Origin of the sequence: Thalassoglobus polymorphus, from assembly GCF_007744255.1 — a bacterium.
GTDB classification, from domain to species: Bacteria; Planctomycetota; Planctomycetia; order Planctomycetales; family Planctomycetaceae; genus Thalassoglobus; species Thalassoglobus polymorphus.
The window spans coordinates 2566646-2585782 of sequence record NZ_CP036267.1 but is presented as its reverse complement, the minus strand read 5'-3'; the positions used below and the strand labels follow the sequence as shown (position 1 = coordinate 2585782).

General features: G+C 49.6%; 15 protein-coding genes. 7 read left to right on the top strand and 8 right to left on the bottom strand.

Annotated features, from left to right (window positions below; translation table 11 throughout):
• Nucleotides 1-4: 4 nt before the first annotated feature.
• Nucleotides 5-1363, bottom strand: a complete 1359-nt coding sequence (locus Mal48_RS09365) for a HEAT repeat domain-containing protein (RefSeq protein WP_145198308.1) — start codon at nucleotides 1361-1363, stop codon at nucleotides 5-7.
• Nucleotides 1364-2287: 924 nt separating this feature from the next.
• Here Mal48_RS09365 and Mal48_RS09360 point away from each other — a divergent pair.
• Nucleotides 2288-2884 (top strand): sigma-70 family RNA polymerase sigma factor, encoded by a 597-nt coding sequence (locus Mal48_RS09360; protein WP_145198306.1) that lies wholly within the window; start codon nucleotides 2288-2290, stop codon nucleotides 2882-2884.
• A 177-nt stretch (nucleotides 2885-3061) separates the two neighbouring features.
• Complete coding sequence (locus tag Mal48_RS09355) at nucleotides 3062-4192, top strand: zinc-dependent alcohol dehydrogenase family protein (RefSeq protein ID WP_145198304.1); 1131 nt, start codon at nucleotides 3062-3064, stop codon at nucleotides 4190-4192.
• A gap of 29 nt (nucleotides 4193-4221) precedes the next feature.
• Here the strand turns inward: Mal48_RS09355 and Mal48_RS09350 are convergent, their stop codons facing one another.
• Complete coding sequence (locus Mal48_RS09350) at nucleotides 4222-5637, bottom strand: alpha/beta hydrolase (RefSeq protein WP_145198302.1); 1416 nt, start codon at nucleotides 5635-5637, stop codon at nucleotides 4222-4224.
• Between the two features lie 365 nt (nucleotides 5638-6002).
• Here Mal48_RS09350 and Mal48_RS09345 point away from each other — a divergent pair, with 365 nt between their 5' ends.
• A complete protein-coding gene (locus Mal48_RS09345) occupies nucleotides 6003-7280 on the top strand; it encodes a hydrolase (protein ID WP_197442199.1) in 1278 nt (425 codons plus the stop codon).
• Between the two features lie 123 nt (nucleotides 7281-7403).
• A complete protein-coding gene (locus tag Mal48_RS09340) occupies nucleotides 7404-8843 on the top strand; it encodes an aminotransferase class III-fold pyridoxal phosphate-dependent enzyme (protein ID WP_145198298.1) in 1440 nt (479 codons plus the stop codon).
• On the opposite strand, the gene Mal48_RS09335 is transcribed toward Mal48_RS09340, so the two are convergent.
• The 3 genes from Mal48_RS09335 to Mal48_RS09325 form a co-directional block, all read right to left on the bottom strand.
• Nucleotides 8820-10148, bottom strand: coding sequence for an HD domain-containing protein (locus tag Mal48_RS09335; protein WP_145198296.1), 1329 nt, complete (start codon nucleotides 10146-10148; stop codon nucleotides 8820-8822). The genes Mal48_RS09340 and Mal48_RS09335 overlap by 24 nt on opposite strands.
• Nucleotides 10149-10208: 60 nt before the next feature.
• Entirely contained in the window at nucleotides 10209-10790 is a 582-nt protein-coding gene (locus Mal48_RS09330) for an anthranilate synthase component II (protein WP_145198294.1), read from the bottom strand.
• A 110-nt stretch (nucleotides 10791-10900) separates the two neighbouring features.
• Nucleotides 10901-11326: an anti-sigma factor gene (locus tag Mal48_RS09325; RefSeq protein ID WP_145198292.1), complete on the bottom strand. Its 426-nt coding sequence runs from the start codon at nucleotides 11324-11326 to the stop codon at nucleotides 10901-10903.
• Nucleotides 11327-12056: 730 nt separating this feature from the next.
• Here Mal48_RS09325 and Mal48_RS09320 point away from each other — a divergent pair.
• The gene (locus Mal48_RS09320) at nucleotides 12057-13007 is read left to right on the top strand and encodes a GNAT family N-acetyltransferase (protein ID WP_145198288.1); all 951 of its coding nucleotides are present in this window, start codon (nucleotides 12057-12059) and stop codon (nucleotides 13005-13007) included.
• A 356-nt stretch (nucleotides 13008-13363) separates the two neighbouring features.
• On the opposite strand, the gene Mal48_RS09315 is transcribed toward Mal48_RS09320, so the two are convergent.
• From Mal48_RS09315 to Mal48_RS09305, 3 genes are all read right to left on the bottom strand, one after another.
• A complete protein-coding gene (locus Mal48_RS09315; protein WP_145198286.1) occupies nucleotides 13364-14491 on the bottom strand; it encodes a D-TA family PLP-dependent enzyme in 1128 nt (375 codons plus the stop codon).
• Nucleotides 14492-14585: 94 nt separating this feature from the next.
• On the bottom strand, nucleotides 14586-15638 hold the full coding sequence (locus Mal48_RS09310) for an HD domain-containing phosphohydrolase (RefSeq protein WP_145198284.1): 1053 nt from the start codon (nucleotides 15636-15638) through the stop codon (nucleotides 14586-14588).
• Between the two features lie 66 nt (nucleotides 15639-15704).
• Entirely contained in the window at nucleotides 15705-16058 is a 354-nt protein-coding gene (locus tag Mal48_RS09305; protein WP_197442198.1) for an Hpt domain-containing protein, read from the bottom strand.
• Nucleotides 16059-16424: 366 nt separating this feature from the next.
• Here Mal48_RS09305 and Mal48_RS09300 point away from each other — a divergent pair, with 366 nt between their 5' ends.
• Together Mal48_RS09300 and Mal48_RS09295 are read left to right on the top strand one after the other, a co-directional pair.
• Nucleotides 16425-17837, top strand: a complete 1413-nt coding sequence (locus tag Mal48_RS09300) for an OmpP1/FadL family transporter (protein WP_145198280.1) — start codon at nucleotides 16425-16427, stop codon at nucleotides 17835-17837.
• Between the two features lie 286 nt (nucleotides 17838-18123).
• Nucleotides 18124-19065, top strand: coding sequence for an acyl-CoA desaturase (locus Mal48_RS09295; protein ID WP_145198278.1), 942 nt, complete (start codon nucleotides 18124-18126; stop codon nucleotides 19063-19065).
• The last annotated feature ends 72 nt before the right edge of the window (nucleotides 19066-19137 follow it).

Here is a 19137-nt window from a genome sequence, read left to right as displayed (position 1 = left end):
CTCCTCACAGGCTCTCGACGACTTGATCAATACGCTTTACCAACCGAGTCCCAGCTTCGTATTCATCTTTCGACTTCTCAACACGCGGGTCTGCCAGCGACGTTTGTAAGCCTGAACGAACCTGAGTTAATAAGGATTTGTACTTCAGACAACGTTCGGTACTGGCAGCGATTTCTTCGAGCGTCCAAGCTCTTAACTCGGTGTCACCAAATTCAAAGAGAGCCGCCAGTTGCTCATCCGTGGGAGAGTTTTCAGGAAGCATCCCTCTCAAGGCGTCAAGTGCGACTTCGCGAGCCTCTACAGATTTCGGAGCCTCCAAACTCTGAATTAGCACGGGAATGGCATCATGGGATTTCTGATTTATGAAATGTTGGGTGGCGATGATCTGAGCTTCTGCGGGAACCTGCGCGAACTTCTCCAACATTGCAGTCGTTGCAGGTTTGCCAATTCTATTCATGACAGCAGTCACCTGTTCGCTCCACTTTTCACCTGACTCGGTCGACCAGACTTCGATAAGTTCAGGGAGGGCGACCTTTGAACTGCTGCCAATTTTTTCCAATGCAATCAACACCGGTACTCGATGTTCAGTCGACTCGACGGTCAGTAGTTTTGCAAGATCCGGAACAGCTGGGGCAGCCGATTCACCAAACAAAGCCATTGCCTTCAGTAGATGAGGTGAAGGAGATTGATTGCCCTTGAGTTGCGTAACGAGTAATTCAAATCCCGGTTCACCCATTGAGCCCAAAGCAATCGTCGCCGATTTGGAAACTTCGGGGTCCGCGTCATTCAAGTATTTCCCAACTTGTTCAGCTGTGTCTGGCCCCTCCGGTTTCACATGAGCCAGAAGTTGGATCGCTGCACGGCGAACTTGTGGATGGTCGCTGTTAAGACCATCCATCACATCTTGAAAATAAGGAGGGTCAGCTGATTGACCGAACTTAGCGATAATCGCCTGACCGTATTTTTCTAAGCGAGGATCTTTAAGAGCTTCGTAAACGTCTGGCACCGCTGCGGGATCGGCCCCAAGGAAGGCTTCCGGGTTTGGCATACGAGCTTTCAGAAAAGTGGCTCGCATCATATTTTCAGTTGTCCGCATCTCTTTGAGCAATGCCAACCATTCAGCAGTTGTGCGAGATTGCCCAAGGTCGGAGTCTGACGCAAATTCGATTTGCTCGCGTGAAATTTTTCGTTTAGGAAGATCACCTTGACTGCCAGAGGGGTTGTTCTGCCAGACAAAAATTCCGACTCCAATCACGAATACGACTGCACAGACCCCGCCTGCGATGAGGCCAATGCTCACCCCGGCTGATGAAGATTTTTTCTTCTGATTGCTCTTCTTTCTTCGACGTTTACGTTTTCCCATAGTTTTGGCCTGCTATCTTTTCAATGACAGAACCACATCTCTCTTCTCATTGCCTTGAGCAACGAATCATCAAGATGACGCAATTCCATCGATTGAATATGAACTCTTCCAAGTTAATTCTAACAGACGTTCGCACATTCATGCTTTACGCCGTCACATCTTATGCTCTGTTTTTTTAATTAAATTCTGCGCAGCTTGTTGGCATTCTCGCTCTGACGCAAAATCTTCTTGACGGACTCCATGTCGCAACAAAGATTGCAACGGCCCAAGTTCCTCCTCTAAGCCCAGCACGACCTGTTGGCAGTCGGGGCAATCTTCTAAGTGCCTTGCCATCTCAGGGCTCGACTTATTGTCCTCCGCTTGAAGAAACAAAATCCAGTCGTCTTGATTAGGGCAATTCTGGGATCTGTCTGTCATAGGAAACACCTCACAGTCTTCCTGAAATCGCTGTCTTTTCTTCGTGAATTTTTTGCCAGAGTCAGAGACGCTGACGACTTGTTCAAGTTTTCCCGAGCAAGTTCAGGTTCGCCAAAACGCTTCGTAAAGCCTGAGTCTCCCTCTTGCCGCAAAATGCGAGGCCTCAAAGAGAATCGTGCTGAAAACATCAGGCGATGAAGAGATCCAGTGAGATGTCACATCTGTCATCAACTCGCTCTAATAATACATCGCAAGAGCGTTACGCGAAAATCTTAGGTTTATAGAAATCTGTGGAATTGAAGCAGATTAATGGCGAGTTTTTCGCAGTCAGGTCGCTAAGAAATCCTCTGGAATCGAGAGCCGTTTCTTGCTTTCGGTGTCCGTAAAAATTACGGTGAGTTTAGAAATTACGCGAATTTCCGTTTCACAGAACACATACAACCGATCCACAATTCCTGTAGAACTTGTCGAGTTGCCCAAGAAGCGAAATCGAAGATAAGGCTTCCTATGGATTCAGAGACCGTGTATGTCGATCCAGATTCGATTTCGACGTCGCTACTGAATGGGATTCGTGCAAACGCCCCTCATGCCTGGGAACGAATGGTGCGAATTTATGGCCCCTTGGTCTATCAGTGGTGTCGACAAGCGGGATTTCAGCCAGCTGATGCCCGAGATACGGTCCAAGAAGTGATGATCTCGGTCTTGAACGGAATCGAAAAGTTTCAACGAGAGAAGACCAAAGATAGTTTTCGCGGTTGGCTATGGGTCCTCACGCGTCGGCGTCAAATCGACCAGTACCGGAAACGCATGGTCGGAAAAGGTGGAGACGCTGCGCAGTTTATCGACCAGTTTCCACAAGCCCCACCTGCCGAAGTGACTGAAAGTTCAAAAGAACAGTCACGCTTGCTCTTCCGTATTCTTGACCTGGTCAAAAGCGACTTCCGACCTCACACCTGGCAAGCGTTTTGGAGTACCGTCGTTGATGGTCGCAGTGCTGTCGATGTCGCTGACGATCTTGAAATGACTGCTGTCGCGGTACGACAGGCACGTTTTCGCGTGCTGACCCGGGTTAGACACGAACTCGAATTGCTAGGAAATGAATGAAGCATCAGCACAAAGAGTCGCCCACTTCCGTACCTCGAACAAAAACAGGAACTGGCGACACGGATTTCAATTTTCCAGAACACACACCCTCTTTTCAAACAGATCTTGATAGTAGCCTCACCGATCTGCCGGAATGAATTCCACTCAAAGATTGAGTTGTGCAAAGGAGCTTTGACGATGAAGACAGTCGCTGTAGTTCTAGAAGAAATGGGGCGACCTGCCCCCTATGCTGAATCGAAGCCGCTTCAGTTGGAAGATTTGGAACTGACGCCACCTGACGAATGTGAAGTGTTAGTCGAGATTGTCGCAGCCGGTCTTTGTCACTCTGATCTCTCTGTGATCAATGGATCACGACCGCGAGTGATGCCGATGGTTCTCGGACACGAAGCCGCCGGAATCGTAAGAGAAGTTGGGGCTGGAGTTCGGGATTTCCAATCGGATGACCATGTTGTTTTTTCGTATGTTCCAGTTTGTGGTCGCTGCACTTGCTGCCAATCTGGTCGTGCTGCTTTGTGCGAACGAGGAGCCGTTGCGAATACAGAGGGTTCACTTTTGAGCGGGAAACGACACTTCAGCCGCAGCAACGGGCAAGAACTGCATCACCATCTCGGCGTCTCAGCATTCTCTCAATACACCGTGGCAGCTGAGGAGTCTCTTGTCAAAATCTCCAAATCGCTTCCTCTCGATAAGGCGGCTCTGTTCGGCTGCGCCGTGATGACAGGTGTCGGTGCGGTGGTCAACACGGCAAATATCCAAGCCGGTCAATCGGTTGCTGTTTTTGGCATGGGCGGAGTGGGACTCAGCAGCATTATGGGTGCCAAAGCATCAGGAGCGTTTCCCATTGTTGCGGTCGATCTGCTCGATTCAAAACTTGATCTCGCAAAAAATGCGGGAGCGACTCACGCCGTCAACGCTAACGATCATGATGCCATCGAAGCTGTGAAAAACATCACCGGAGGGGGTGCTTCGGTAACATTCGAAGCAGTCGGTAGTGAAATTGTCCTCGCCCAAGCCTACGCTGCAACAGCGCGTGGCGGTAAGACTGTCTGCATGGGGCTTCCACACCCCAGTAAGATGCTCTCAATTCCTGCAGTCAGCCTCGTCGCTGAAGAACGTACGATTCTGGGATCGTATATGGGGTCGTCCGTCCCTCGTCGTGACATCCCTCGTTTTATCGCCATGTACGAAGCTGGACTCTTACCCGTCGACCTGCTGCAATCTTCGACTCTTGGATTAAACGATATCAACGCAGCCTTCGATGATCTCGCCGCCGGAACAGTCGCTCGCCAGACCGTGCTTATGTCGTGAAGTTCTCAGAGTTGCCGTTGCAAGCCCTCTTATTGAGCTCTTTTATGGGGAAGCAATTCAACCGTATGCCGGCTCAGGTTTGCCGATTTTTCAGGGTCTTCGAACCCTGCTTGCAAGATGCCTGTTTTGTTTTGGTCAAAGTGCCAAGCCCATTGAAGCTGCACCGGCCAATCGGAAATGATCCAGTAATGTCCTTGCCAGGGAAGTTTCTGCTTCTTCATCCATGGACGTTCGCTTGCCCCTTTGCCCTCTTTCACGACACAAAAAAGATCCCGCAGCATGTGTGGATTACTCCCATAATAGGAGTGTCCTAGAATGCTGGTGTCGATCACTGCACATTCGACAGTATCCAGCCCCTCCATGACAACAGGAGCGAGCGAAGCACCTGCCCGCTCTTCGCCATTCTTATATGACGAGGCAATCAGTGCGGAATCGTTCAGACAACGATAAAGCGTTGTTCGATTCGCCTGTTCGATAACATCATCCCCTAATCGTTTGAATTCGTCGACGCCAACATCGGGGGCACATAGGACTATGTTCTCAAAGCGAATATCAGGTTCTCCCGAAATCGGATTTAATCGAGAAAGACTGCGCATCACGAGCCGGTTCCCCATGCTGTGAACAACGAGATTCACTTTTGAGCCTGCGGGAACGTTTGCTTTGAGGTCATCCAGAAATTGCATAAACGGATCGATGGAATCATCGATCACCTCACCATCGCGTTGATAGTTCTCGACACCACCTTGCGAAGGCCAACTGTAGGAGACGATGGCCCCATTGAACGGCATGTCTCGGGCGATTTGTGCAAGTCGGCTGACTGACGATTCAAAATCGACATTGAAACCATGGACAAACACCAGAACATCTTTCTGGCGCGATGCTTCAATATTTGCGTTCAATTGCGAATAGAAGTCGCTGTCTGGGAGTGGCGTTACGTTTTCGACGCTCGTGTATTTCGCTTCATCAAAAATCACCTCATGCTGCCAGGGCTGAGGTAATGCACCGACAAGTTTTCCCAGGAAGCCATCCGGTCGAGCCGCTTTAAGTTCTTCTTCAGTCGGTTCCGTAAGCGTGACAGAACAACGACCGTATCTCAAGTTTTCTGAATATTCATTCTGGAAACTGACATTTCGTACCCCGTCGCTTCGCTGAGGATTTCGATTCGTGGCGAACAGGACACGCCACTTCGAAAATTGCCCTTCAGAATAGTCTTCAACAGTGACAGGTTCTGCAAGTGAATCCCGGTAGCGCCATCTAAAGTCGTATTCGAGGCTATCCGGGTCTGGTTCTGTCTGCCCGACCAGATCCTGCTCATACGACGTGTCGTAAATAAGGACATTCTCAGTCGGAGTGAGAAACAACTTCGGAAGTCGACATCCAGTTGAAAGCAACAGGAGCGCGCAGCAGGCGGTCCAGTAAATGTAAGATGTGGTTGGCCGCTCCATAACCTCTCTCCCAATGACATCCTGTCAACCTGAAAAAGATTATCGACGGTCACAAATCGACGCAGTAGAAATTCTTGCCTTCCGCCTGGAGCAACAGGGAATCGTCCTCTCCGAAGCAAAATCTGCCGTTCAAGCCGACGTTTTCCGCTCTTTGAAACAATTCAAAAGACGAAACCTCAAAGATCTTGTGAGACGCACCTGGCAATGCGGAATTTCCGATCCCTCTCATTGGCCATTATAATTCGCCCAGTTCGGGGGCGATTCTTTTTAAATCGCATTCATTCCTCTGAATTGAAATGCTTTCCGAATTGCCTCGCATGTGTACAATTCAGATTGAGGGCAGAGAGGTCAATATGGTGGAGTCAATGGAAACAGTACCTGAGTATAAGAAGACAGAACACCGAAACTGGATCAACTCACAACAAGACCGAATGACTTCTCTGGTCGAGAAGTGGGCCTCTATCAATTCGGGGACATACCACCGCATCGGTGTTGAATCGATGGTCAACACTTTGCTTCCCGAGTTTTCGAAGTTTGAGGCTGTCCCCCAAATTCTTGAGATCCCAAGCATTCAACAAGTCAACGATCGGGGAGAGCTGCAGTCCATCGAACTGGGACCGGCGCTTTCAGTCCGTTGTCGGCCTGATGCAACGAAGCGAGTCTTGCTTGCTATCCATACCGATACTGTTTACTCAGTAGACTCAGTTTTTCAAGCAGTGAAACACGATTCGAATCGATTATGCGGACCGGGAGTCGCAGACGCCAAAGGGGGCATCGCGATTCTGCTCGTTGCTCTCGAAGCATTAGAACGATTTCTCCCACAAGAGCTTCAGGAGCACTTCGGCTGGGAAGTTCTTCTGAACCCTGACGAGGAGATTGGCTCTCCCGGGTCTGCTTCATTGCTCCAGGCAGCGGCATCCCGCAATCATGTGGGGCTCCTGTTTGAACCATCACTCCCGGATGGCTCACTCGTATCACAACGCAAAGGCTCAGCGAACTTCGAGATCGTCTGCCGAGGAAAATCTGCTCACGCAGGGAGACATTTTGAAGACGGACGAAACGCCATCGCTGCTGCCGCCAGTATCGCAGTCCAAATTCATTCACTGAACGGACGCTGGCCCGGTACAACGTTCAATGTCGCACGGGTCGATGGCGGAGGCCCCTTGAATATGGTCCCGGACGTCGGTGTTGTTGGTGTCAACGTTAGATATTCAGGTCAAGATCAGGAAGCGACGATCCTCCATACCTTAGACGGAATCTTAAGCGAGGTCTCTTCCTCCACGGGTGTTGAGTCCGAACGATTTGGCGAATTCACAGCTCCTCCAAAACAGGCCGAAGGATTAACGGAAACTCTTTTGCATCAAGTGGTTGAAACTGGAACAGAATTAGGGCTCAACCTGAACCTGCGGCCTACAGGTGGTGTCTGCGACGGAAACCGTTTACAGCGCTGGGGGCTCCCCAATGTGGACACACTTGGAGTTCGGGGAGGAGAAATCCATAGTCACGATGAATTCATGATCAAAGAGAGCCTCGCCGAACGAGCAACGTTGACCGCCGAATTACTGCTCGGATGGGCGACGAATAAGATTCCCTGGCCAATTTCTCGAACTGAGGCTGACTACGGTAGCTCTGAGAAATCCTGAATTAAAGCAGTTTGCTCTACAGTCTGCCCATGTAGAGCGCGTTTCACTCGTAAAGTTACAGTTCGCCACCAGGCAGAATGCGAACACCAATTCGAAAAATGCTATAGACCTCGAAAGCCCACTATGAATGCACCCACCCCGAATCTTCCAGAAGTTGGGCTTAGTCAATTGTGCAACGATCCTCGAATCGTTGAGGCCCAACGTTTGATTCGCGAAACGATCAACGAGTACAGCGGTCGCATCACAGATATTCGTACGCCTGAACCGGAACTCGCAGCACCGTATGAAAAACTGCTCTCCGAGATGGGCGATCTCCGAGGTGGAGGACTTTATTATCCTTACCTGGGAAGTGGAATTGGAAATGGGGCTCTGGTCGAGTTAGCGGATGGAAGTATCAAGTACGACATGATCAGCGGCATCGGTGTCCACATCTGTGGGCATAGCCATGAAGGATTGATCGAATCACTGGTCGAGGCGGCTCTCTCCGACACGGTGATGCAGGGAAATCTTCAACAGAATCTTGATTCATATCATCTGTGCAAAGATTTACTAACGCTGGCAACAAACACGGGAGCCAATCTGGATCATTGCTTTCTTTCCACCAGCGGAGCAATGGCCAATGAGAATGCACTGAAGATGCTATTTCAGAAGAAGTCTCCTGCGGATCGAATGCTGACTTTCGAGAACAGCTTCTCCGGTCGCACAATGGCACTTGCTCAATTAACCGACCGCCCTGGAAATCGCGATGGCCTTCCGCAGACAATTTCCGTTGATTATGTCCCGTTCTTCGATCAAAATGATCCAGAAGAAAGCACAAAACGTAGCGTGGACGCTCTGCAAAAACTCCTCAACCGATATCCTGATCGACACGCAGGAATGTGTCTTGAATTGATTCAGGGAGAAGGGGGCTACTATTCCGCACCGCGTGAATATTTTGTTGCACTCTTCGAATGCTTACAACAACACCAGATTCCGATTTTCATTGACGAGATTCAAACATTCGGGCGAACTTCTCGCATGTTTGCCTTTCAACACCTGGGCCTTGATGAATATGTGGATCTGGTCACGATCGGAAAAATGAGTCAGGTTTGCGCCACGCTTTTCAGTGACGACATGAAACCTCGTCCCGGTCTCATCAGTCAGACATTCACTGGAGCGACTTCTTCAATTCATGCGGCCCGATTTATTCTCAAGCAATTTCAGAATGGAGGTTTTTTGGGCGAAAACGGAAGGACTCACGAGATTCACAACAGGTTCACAGCTCATTTTGAGAAGATGCATACTGCAACACCGGACCGCATCACTGGTCCTTATGGAGTGGGAGGGATGGTCGCGTTTACAGTCTTTGACGGAAGTCCAAAACGGACCAAAGAATTTCTCAACGCACTGTTTGAAGCTGGTGTGATTGCGTTTCCCGCTGGGGCCAATCCGACGAGGGTCCGTATGCTCCCGCCTTTGCTGGCCATCCAGAATGAAGACATCGACAACGTTTGTGAAGTCATTCAAAGCGTACTGAATCAAATTGCAGAGCCACCGCAATCAGCCTTTGACGGCTTGGCATAAAAGCTTCTCCCACTCGAGCCCCGAAACTGCTTCGCGCCACTGCGGTGCGACGAAAACTCGTACACGCTTCACCCAATCGTCGAATTGCGTTGTTGCCAGCGCATCAATGACTGGGGAAACCTGTCGAAGCGGGCGATAGCTCTCTTCCTTGGGAAAGAAGACATCAATCGCGAACTCAACTTCGCGATGCGGTGGAGGAGCATCAATAATTAAGTCGAGATGAGTCATGTCGAGACTCAACTCTGCTTTGATCTGAGCGACAACATGATTCGAAATTTTCGTAATTTCGGAATATGGTCGACCAGCGATTAAATTGTAAACAGGTGATTCCTGGTCGTGGCTGAATTCAACAGCTCGCTTGTACAGTCGTCGGTTCGGACCGAACAAGGAATCAAGGAGTTCCTTTTCCGGCTGTCCGGCGGCAGTGGATCGCAGTTCGGAAACCATTTCGGCATCGGTCGAACCGAACATGGCTGGGAGATCAATCTGTTCGTGCAGTTCATAAAATGCACGGGCGAACATACTCGTCGCTGAGCGGACAGCGTGATGCCAGTAGACTTCGCTGAACATGACATACCGCGCGAAGACCATGAGTTCGGCAGCCGTCTTCCCCTTGGCAGTGATAGCTAAACCATCACCTTTTTCGTTTAAGATCAGTGACTGAATGAGTCGTTGCCGATCAAAATTCCGACCGTATGGAACCCCGCAATGGAGGCTGTCTCGATCCAGATAGTCCATCTTGTCGACATCGATCGGCCCGGAGAGAATGGACCTCAGTAATCGAAGCTTGGAGTCATCAGTTTTTGGATCAAGGATGTCGAGCACTTCGCTGGAATTGATGTTCCATTCGCATTTCAAGACATGCGTAATCTCAGACCCTTCAGCCAGATAGCGGGCAGCATGAGCTTCATGAGGAACGAGCCCCTCAATGCCGAGATCTTCAATCGGATGGCAAAACGGCCAATGTCCCAAATCGTGCAGAAGCGACGCAACGATCAACAGTTCTGCGGAATGTGGGTCGACGATTTTTTGAAAACGTTCATCCTTGCACAGCTGTTGGAGATATCGCAAAGCATTGTGATAAACTCCCAGTGCATGCTCGAACCGCGTATGACGAGCCCCGGGATAAACTTTTGAGACGAGCCCGAGCTGACTAATGTCATTCAGGCGTTGAAACTCAGCAGTGTCGACAAGCGCTCGAACGCGTGGGGTAAACGGGACATTCAGTTCATCCGGGACTCGAATCAGCGATCTCCCTGACTGGAGATCTGCAAGTTCCGGGATATCGTCGAATTGAGTGAGCATCGTCGAAAAATGTCTTCTTTGACTATGATTCGCAGTAAATTGAGGATCGGATCTCGAAAGTTACAGCTTCAGAAAGTTACGCAACATGTCCGTTCCAGAAGGGGACAGAAAACTTTCTGGATGAAACTGAACACCATAAATCGGATATTTACGATGTCGAACCCCCATCAGCTCCGTAGGGTGATCATCGTCACGCGTCCACGCACAGGCAATGAGGTCTTCAGTTAGAGATTCCTCAGGGACAACAAGGCTGTGATACCGGGTCATCGTGACCGGCATGGGGATCTCGGCAAAGACCCCTTGATTATCATGATGGATTTGCGACGTTTTTCCGTGCATCAATCGATCTGCACGAACCACTTTTGCACCGTAAGCTTCTGAAATGCATTGATGCCCCAAACAAACACCCAAAAGAGGAATTTTCGGACCAAAGTGTTTAATCACTTCGCACGACAGCCCTGCTTCAGAGGGCGTACACGGACCGGGCGAAATAATCACTCGCTCGGGATTCAAGGACTCGATTTCGCTGCATGAAGTTTGATCGTTGCGACGAACCTGAATGTCGAGTGAAGAATCAATCTCGCCCAGTCGCTGAACGAGGTTGTACGTGAACGAATCGTAATTATCGAGAACAAAAATCATGATAGGAACAGCGATATTTTGTGTGAGCAGATTGAAACCGGGCAAACTGAAACTGGGCGAACATTGACCGCGCTCACGCAAACCGAGCAGTGAGTGCGAGGGTAGGGGACCTAGGAATCCGAATCGTATTGTTGTGAACGCAAGAGACCGGCAGACGATTCAAAATAACGTTTTTGTCGAGTTTCAGTTTCTTGAGATGCTTCGTGCTGTGATTTCAAATCGTGTAAATTGGCATTACAGATTCGACAGCCAACAACTTTAGTATGGAAGATGATATAGTCTTCAAGGTCCGGTTCGGCAACTCCCAGAACAAAGGTCCCGAGTGTTTCCCGCGTTGGGCAACTCAGTTGACGGCGTCGCCAGATTTCACCGAGAGTGTGGCCTCCGCTGTCTCGACGTCTCGAAAGCAAAGCGGCTCGATGCCGCAATTCGCTCTGTTCGCGCAGAATCTGCTCGACTTCCGCAGAACGGTCTGTGGGGAGCATCTCGTCAAGATACGCCAAGAGTTCTTCATCAGATAGGGGGGAATCTGACATGATTGAATACGATCTGGTTTTTGATTCTGTCTCATGAGAAGATTGCAGCCGATTTTCCTTCACTGTAGCATAACACGAAGCCGAGAATGAAATCAGCGTTCAATCAAAATTTCCAAGTCATCGTTATTTCACGATGACACGTGACAGGATGCCTCTGCAACAGGAATCACTTGAAAGTTGGGCACTCAAGTGGGACACATTTGACGGACCAGATCGAACAGGAATTGTTGGTAGACAAAATTCGTATTGATCGTTGACGACAGTTGCGTACAAAATTCCCCATCACCAGCATCAATTCCTGAAACGGTGATAGGGAAAAGAGGATGTGTCGCAGGCGATAACGCAACTTCACTTTTGGAAAATTTAGACTGAATCAACTCGGCTGATTTGCCCCGATTCAAACTTCTCAATTTGAGACACATCCCTGACTGACAGGCCAGACTGGGAGGGGAAATCAGAAATCATTCCAGAATATCCATGACTCTGAAAGACAAAGAATCCAACCGGTGACAATTCGGTTTCAAAAACAAGTGAGGCGAGTTCAAATGCTGTGCCGACTCCTGGCTCCCAACAGGGTCGAACGGCGAGTAGAAGCTTCCTATCCATCTCGCCGTTCCGAGAAGATCACTCCACATCAAATAAGAAATTTGATGAAGCGACCTTCTCAACGAAAGTTCGCGTTCGCGCAACCTCATCCTGAAACAGGGTTTCATTTTGAGGTGATCCTCTAATGCGATTTCGCACATTCAGGAACGATGATCCGCCACAATTGTTCTCGCTATGTCGACAAGCGGAACTCGGCCGCGGCGCGGCAAAGCCGGAATCAATTCACGCGTTCGAATTGGCTGTCTATGGTCTTCCCTACTTTGATCCTGAAGGATTGATCATTGCTGAAGAAGATGGAAAGATCGCAGGCTTTGTTCATGCAGGCTTTGGTTTCTCTGACGATTTGAACTCACTCGATAAGACAAAAGGAGTCATCTGCTGGCTGGTTGTTTCACAGCAAAATCAGAGAAAGGGAATTGGAAAGCAGCTCATCCAACTTGGTGAAGAGTACTTGTTGAAGCATGGGGCGACATCGATTCAGGCAGGGCAGTCCAGATACTGCGACCCCTTCTACTTCGGTCTCTACGGAGGAGCTCGATGCTCAGGATTCCTACAATCAGACAAGATGGCAGACCCTTTTCTGAAAAGCGTCGGTTACGAACCGATTGAAAACACCGATGTCTTCCAACGGGATCTGACTTCGACTCGTGATCCGATGAACCTCAAGATCATGAAGCTCAGAAGGATCACTGAGTTACAAATCGCTGATCAGCCCGAAGATCCCAGCTACTGGTGGCTGACACACTTCGGAAACATTGATTCGATGCTCTACACGGTGGTCAACAAAAAGACGAAAGTAAAGATTGCTTCACTGACTGCCGTCAACCTGGACCACTTTATCCAGCGTTGGGGAGAGCGTGTTGTTGGGCTGGTCGATGTATACGTCGAGCCGAGTCACCGCGGAAAGGGATACGCAACTCTGCTTGTTGTTGAGGCGCTCAGGCAACTGAAGTCGAACTTCACAACACGTGCAGAAGTGCACGTTGCACAGGATCATCCAACGGCACTTCAAGCAATCTCCACTGCAGGATTCGAGAAAGTGGACACCTCAACTGTCTACCGAAAAAAAATGTGATCGAGTCTCACAGCTCATCGTGAACTTTTCTTTCTGGCGTTCTGACCTCTGATTTTCTTTCAGGGATGTCAGCGAATCGATCGCATGCTCACGGTTGGTCTACAGCCATACACGCTACAACCATACTCCCTGCAGTCACATCCCTGCAGTGATGTGACTGTATTTTGGGTGGTCGTTAAACTTCCCCGGTGACTTAACTCACCGGGCAAAAGTACTGTGAAGACTTAACCTGCAATGAGGACCTGAAGCGAGGAACGCCCCCCACCTGCCAATGATCTCCGAATTTCCCGCAACATTTCTACGACAATTCTGCGACTGGTCGGCAAATAACAGAACGAAAGTTCTGGCAGCGAACCTCAAATCGTGATGCACCGATCACGGGCAACAACTTCCCAGTGGCCCACAATTTCTCCATCAGCAATGACTGTCGCCTCTTTGTATAAAGCCGACGTTGGACAGACGTGTCGCGGGAATGCGAGTGTCCAGTCACCAGGCTGAAATTTTCCAGCATCGTCGCTTTCAATTACGAGATGTTCTTCATTCTGTAGAACCTGCTTACCTTTAGGAAGTTCTGGAAGGTAGACGCGTTGTCCCATCGGTGGGTCAGACGCAACTCCTTTTGTCCCGACATCAAAGGTGACTCGATTTTCTGTTGGCCGACTGATCACGCGGGTCAAGACTGCTGCGGCAGGCGTGAAGACTTGCAGATCCGGATAAGCCGCGTCATACCCGACATCATGAAACGTACAAGTCCCCGGGCTGAGCTCAATGACGGGGTCGGTCATCGGTGCATATGCCTGAAATGTTGGAGTTCCCCCACAGACAATTTTTGGAACCGGATAGCCATCAGCTTCGAGGCGGTCTTTGAATGCCGAAATCAGAGCCCAGTATTCTTCGACAGCTGCCTGACGATCTTTCAATTCTGAATCATGCAAATGTCCATCATATAAATGGAACCCGGCTGGATTGATTCCCGGTGTTTCTGCCAGTTGCTTGTAGAGTTCGTACGCCTCATCTCCTACGGGACGGCCAGTTCGGTCTCGACCGGGATTGACGTCAAGCAGGACATCAATCTCTGTCCCAGATGCGGTCATGGCTTCACCAAGCTGGGTGATACTAGCAGGATCATCTGCAGTGACAGCAAAGCGGACATCGGGATACTTCGTCCGAAAATTGACTCCGCGTGCGATGTTTGGGCCAACAAGATTGTAGGCGAGAAAAATGTCCTTGACGCCTACATCTGCCAACATTTCCGACTCTGCGAAAGTCGCTGCCTTCTGCTTCGTAATCCCAGCTGCGAGTTGCAGTTTCGTCAACTCAGGCATTTTATGAGTCTTGCAATGAGGCCTCAGGCGCCCCACATCACCGGCAATCTCGATCATTGTGTTGAGGTTGTGCTCAACAAGCTCGCGAAAAACGACAAATCCTGGACTTAAGATTTTCTCGGGATGATGAATTCGGTATTCGGCACGCAATGCGTTCATGAGACTTCTGTTGACCTGCTCGATTTACTGATTGATGATTCAAACAGTGAACAGAGTGAACAGTTGCCCCCAATTTTGCAATCGAAAACTCAATCTAAGATTTGTGAGTCTCGTAAGCCTCGAATTCATGAGAATCAAGCACATCGGCGTGATCCCCCAACGTTTCCTGAATCGAGATGAAGTCCGCTTCTCGCTGAAGAAAGGCTTCGACAATCCGAGAGTCAAAAGCAGCTCCGGCTCCCTCTAGAATAATCTTCTTTGCCAGACGGTGAGAGTAAGCTTCTTTGTACACGCGTTTGCTCGTCAAAGCGTCATACACATCAGCCACGGCAGTAATTCGACCACACAATGGAATCTCTTCGCCACTAATGCCGTACGGGTAGCCAGTTCCGTCGAATCTCTCATGATGAGAAATCGCAATATCAGTTGCCATTTGCAGAAAGCCTGCACAGGGACTGTGCTGTGAGACTTCCCGAAGAGTCTGAGCCCCCAGCAAAGTGTGGGTCTTCATGATCTCAAACTCAGTCTCAGTCAGCGAACCTTCTTTCAATAAGATATGATCCGGAATCGCCACTTTCCCAATGTCATGAAGAGGCGTCGTAAGATAAATCAGGTTCACGTATTCCCCGTCGATGACATTACAAAACTCATCTTGTTTCGTCAGTTCATCTGCCAGAACCCGGGCGTACTCGCGCATTCGCTCCAAGTGAGCCCCGGTCTCCCGGTCTCGTGATTCAGCGAGCTTCGCAAGTGCGAAGATCATCAATTCGCGACTTTCCAGGTTGAGCACACGTTCGCCGACTCTCACTCGAACGAGAAGCTCTGTAGGGTCAAAAGGCTTGGTCAGAAAGTCATCTGCTCCAGCTTCCAACCCACAAACGACATTGTCGATTCCGCCATGTGATGTCAGAAGAATCACATAGATGTACCCACCTGACCGGCGACTGCGAATCTCTTCGCATAACTCCAAACCGGTCATTCCGGGCATTTGCCAGTCGGAAATCAGGATCTTGTATCGACCAGTACGCAGGAGTTCATTCGCATCGAGCCCATTGTGGACAACAGTGACCTCATAGCCGAATTTTCTCAGCGCATGAGCGACCACTTCTGCTGTAATAGTGTCGTCATCTGCGACAAGGATCTGCACGACTTTGTATCCAGTTAGTCAAACACCAGTGAGGGGGGGAGTGGTGATTTCGTTTCTCGAAAATCTCTAATGAATCTCGACCGTGAGATATTCATTGACGATTCGATGAAAATTGGAAGCTTCTTCTGACAGCCTTGAAACCAGCTGCGGGAGTTGCCCATTGGCTGGAACATCAGCTGCATCATAAACCTGAGAAGCCAGCGAACTGATTTCCGTCGCACACATCGTGCCTGCCTCGCCCTTCAAGTGATGTGCGAGTTCCTTGACCTGTGCCTGCCGATTACGTTTTACGGCCTCTTCAATCTCGCGGACAACCTGCGACAGTGAGGCCTGAAACCGAACAAGGATCTCCTGTACAAGTTCCTGATTTCCCAGGCACTTCTCAGACAACTGCTCAAACTGAAATGTTTGGTGAGACATTTTCGACAGACTCTTTTCAAGCATAAACGTACTTCAGTGTGTGTGAGGCTGGTTAGAACCAGTCCGGAAACCTCCGGGATCATCGCTTTTCTCGATGTTTGAGAGAGCAAATTCTGGCTTCAGGATCAGCTCTCAAAAAATCTTCCCAACTCCACATTGAAACCGTAGCACTTCGATCCAGCCAAACTTCTTGTTTACAGAAAACTTACCTCAATTTTGAAAGCAAAGATCGGATTATCTGGCCTGACGTGATTACGAAAGTTCAAATTCTGCTTTCGTGAACATATACACACGTTTGAGAATTGCGTTTTGAGCCAGGAGTGATATTGGCCACACGCCGACAAAATCAGAATAACCGGAACCACAGTGCTGATTGGCGTTTCACATCCAAAGATCAACATCGGAATGTGCGGATTCTATGTCGCGATGCTCATTAGCGTCCGAATTGAGCAGTATCAATACGATTCAATGATCCTGCGGAATTCACAAAGCCGGGCTTACAGGCAAGGAGACCTATTAATGAGCCGTCACAAATCTCTTCTCGTGACGCTGTTGATCATCTCAGCTTCCAGTCAAGTTCACGCCGACGGATTATTTCTGAATGGAGTTTCACCCCGATCAATCGGACGTGGTGGAACGAACATTGGTCACAGCGACAACGGGGCGATCCTGTTCGACAACCCGGCAGCAATGACCAATATCAAAGGGCATTGGCTGAACGAAGTCGGCGTCGATATTCTGATCACAGACTTCGAGTATCAGGATGAACAGAACACTCGCACAGCCAGTAGTTCGATCGGAACACCACTTCCGCAAATCTCCATGATCCGCAAGAGTGCCGATGGTCACTGGGCTTACGGACTCGGGGTTTTCACCCCAGCCGGATTCTCTGAGTCCTATCGAATGAATGGTTCGTTCCCGTTCCTGGGGCCGCAAAGTTACGATTCATTTGGATCACTCACAAAGATTCTTCCGGGTCTCGCTTACGCTCCCAATGATCGTTTTAGTTTTGGTGGAACTTTGGGAGTCGGAATCAGTCACGTGGAAGTGGAATCTCCCTACTTCCTGCAAAGTCCGGGGCCACTCCAGAGAACACCAACACTGCTTGATCTGCAAGGAACCGGTGCCACTCTCGTCTGGTCAGCAGGGATGCAATACAAGCTCAGCGATGCAACAACTTTCGGATTGACCTACCAAAGCGAAAGCGATTTCAAACTGGATGGCCGCGCACACGTCGCCATTCCGACGATGGGCTCCAGTCGATATGACGCCGATATTAAAATCACATGGCCTCGCTCATTCGGGCTTGGTGTGAAACATCAGTTGACTCGTCGCGGAACGTTCTCGGCAGATGTCATCTGGTTCGACTGGTCGAGTGCATTCAAAGATTTGAATATTGCCTTGAACGGCCCCGAAACACCCGGCTATCCCGAAGTGAATGAAACATTGCCGCTCAACTGGAGCGACACCGTCTCAATTCGCCTGGGGCATGAGATCGATCTTGGTGGCTCCCAAACTCTGCGATTTGGGTATGTGTACCATCGAAATCCGATTCCCAGAACGACCATCACTCCACTCATTCAAGCGATCACCGAACATGGACTTTCCACAGGCTACGGATTCGTCTTCCATGGTGTTGAAATCGACCTCGCTTACATGCTGACAATTGGAAAAGATGTCCATGTCACAAACAGTCAACTCGTCGGCGGAGACTTCAACAACGCCAGACACGGAGCAGTGACTCACGCCATTTCCGTCGGAGCTATCAAGCGATTTTAATGACGCTTACAGTGTAGAATCAGCAACTTTCAGAGAGGCCTTCAACCCTCAGTGCTGCATTGAACAGTCTTTGCTGATCGGATCAGCTTTCGAAACCGTGGAGACTGTTCAAGGTTTTCATCTCTGTTCGACACTTTTGATAGTTTCGACAATGCTGTGAGATCGCAAATACAGTAACATCCCGAATCAAAATCGTCGATGTTGTCCCGAGAACAGATTAGTGGTTCCAGGACACAGAAAGCACGCAAATGCTCCTGGAATGTATTGCTACGAAATGAGTTCGTATATGAGCCCCACAGAGTCTGCCGCTCTCGACCAAGAGAGGTCACAGTCGAAGTCCGCAGAACCTGCAGCGGTCGTTGGTCTATCAAATATCGACTGGGGGACTGCGGTCCCGTACTTCTTCTTGCATTTACTCTGCTTCTCGGTCTTCTGGGTTGGTGTGAGCCCAGTTGCAGTGCTCGTCTTTTTTCTGGCTTTATACCTGCGAGTCTTCGCGCTCACAGGCTTTTACCATCGCTATTTCTCCCACAAAGCATTCCAGACGTCCCGGTTTGTTCAGTTTCTTGGTGGGTTCATTGGATGCAGTGCAGCCCAGCGTGGCCCTGTCTGGTGGGCTGCTCACCACCGGCATCATCATCGCCGATCTGACAAACCAGCGGATGTCCACTCTCCTCGCCAGCACGGATTCTGGTGGAGTCACCTGCTGTGGTTCCTCACTCACGAGAACGCCGAGACTGACGAACGTGTCGTCAAAGACTGGATGAAGTTCCCCGAACTCCGCTGGCTGGAACGGTATCATCTACTCCCTGCAATTTTCATGGCGCTGTCGATGTATGCACTGGGAGCAATCTTGCAGACTCAATGGCCAGCTTTAGGAACAGGCCCATGGCAAATGCTTGTCTGGGGGTTCTTACTCTCAACGATCTCGCTTTACCACATCACCTACTTCGTGAATTCGCTGGCACATCTGATCGGAACCCAGCGATTCGAAACCGGCGACGATAGTCGAAATAATCTCTGGATTGCATTGGTGACTTGGGGAGAAGGCTGGCACAACAACCACCATTATTATCAGAATTCTGCCCGACAGGGATTTTACTGGTGGGAAATCGACATGACTTACAACGTCCTGAAAGTTCTTTCGTGGTTCGGGGTTGTGTGGAATCTAAAAACAGTTCCAGAGAAAGTGCTCAACGAAGGACGTCACTCAACAAAGAAACGTTAAAATTCACCTGCCGGATGCTCTGAAGATGTTCTGGAAACGGCTTCGCAGGCTTCCATGTTTTTTAGAGCCAGT

What these genes read in the sequence shown, in the direction of transcription:
- Mal48_RS09365 (WP_145198308.1), bottom strand. Translation starts at nt 1,363, where the DNA reads ATGGGAAAACGTAAACGTCGAAGAAAGAAGAGCAATCAGAAGAAAAAA.
- Mal48_RS09360 (WP_145198306.1), top strand. Translation starts at nt 2,288, where the DNA reads ATGGATTCAGAGACCGTGTATGTCGATCCAGATTCGATTTCGACGTCG.
- Mal48_RS09355 (WP_145198304.1), top strand. Translation starts at nt 3,062, where the DNA reads ATGAAGACAGTCGCTGTAGTTCTAGAAGAAATGGGGCGACCTGCCCCC.
- Mal48_RS09350 (WP_145198302.1), bottom strand. Translation starts at nt 5,637, where the DNA reads ATGGAGCGGCCAACCACATCTTACATTTACTGGACCGCCTGCTGCGCG.
- Mal48_RS09345 (WP_197442199.1), top strand. Translation starts at nt 6,003, where the DNA reads ATGGAAACAGTACCTGAGTATAAGAAGACAGAACACCGAAACTGGATC.
- Mal48_RS09340 (WP_145198298.1), top strand. Translation starts at nt 7,404, where the DNA reads ATGAATGCACCCACCCCGAATCTTCCAGAAGTTGGGCTTAGTCAATTG.
- Mal48_RS09335 (WP_145198296.1), bottom strand. Translation starts at nt 10,148, where the DNA reads ATGCTCACTCAATTCGACGATATCCCGGAACTTGCAGATCTCCAGTCA.
- Mal48_RS09330 (WP_145198294.1), bottom strand. Translation starts at nt 10,790, where the DNA reads ATGATTTTTGTTCTCGATAATTACGATTCGTTCACGTACAACCTCGTT.
- Mal48_RS09325 (WP_145198292.1), bottom strand. Translation starts at nt 11,326, where the DNA reads ATGTCAGATTCCCCCCTATCTGATGAAGAACTCTTGGCGTATCTTGAC.
- Mal48_RS09320 (WP_145198288.1), top strand. Translation starts at nt 12,057, where the DNA reads ATGCGATTTCGCACATTCAGGAACGATGATCCGCCACAATTGTTCTCG.
- Mal48_RS09315 (WP_145198286.1), bottom strand. Translation starts at nt 14,491, where the DNA reads ATGAACGCATTGCGTGCCGAATACCGAATTCATCATCCCGAGAAAATC.
- Mal48_RS09305 (WP_197442198.1), bottom strand. Translation starts at nt 16,058, where the DNA reads ATGTCTCACCAAACATTTCAGTTTGAGCAGTTGTCTGAGAAGTGCCTG.
- Mal48_RS09295 (WP_145198278.1), top strand. Translation starts at nt 18,124, where the DNA reads ATGAGCCCCACAGAGTCTGCCGCTCTCGACCAAGAGAGGTCACAGTCG.